Source organism: Shigella sp. FC1967, from assembly GCF_001743005.1.
GTDB lineage: Bacteria > Pseudomonadota > Gammaproteobacteria > Enterobacterales > Enterobacteriaceae > Proteus.
This window is the reverse complement of the sequence record NZ_MIIZ01000125.1, coordinates 1-287: the sequence shown is the minus strand read 5'-3', so window position 1 is coordinate 287 and position 287 is coordinate 1. Positions and strand designations below refer to the sequence as shown.

Here is a 287-nt window from a genome sequence, read left to right as displayed (position 1 = left end):
TTTGTCAGAGAGACGAAACGATGAAGTAAGCTTGTTTAAGATTGATATTACTGGTGACGAACCGTTAAAGGGTGAGTGACGAGTAATAAAACAGAATTTGCTTGGCGGCCATAGCGCAACGGTCCCACCTGATCCCATGCCGAACTCAGAAGTGAAACGTTGTAGGCGCCGATGGTAGTGTGGGGTCTCCCCATGTGAGAGTAGGGAACTGCCAGGCATTAAATTTAGGCTGTGTCAGCCGGTGACAATAAGCCACTAGTGCTGATATGGCTCAGTTGGTAGAGCAC

The 287-nt window shown here is 48.4% G+C and carries 1 rRNA gene; it reads left to right on the top strand.

Going from position 1 to position 287, the window contains the following annotated elements:
- Positions 1-100 precede the first annotated feature (100 nt).
- Positions 101-217: ribosomal RNA gene (gene rrf, locus BHE89_RS01160) — 5S ribosomal RNA — on the top strand.
- The last annotated feature ends 70 nt before the right edge of the window (positions 218-287 follow it).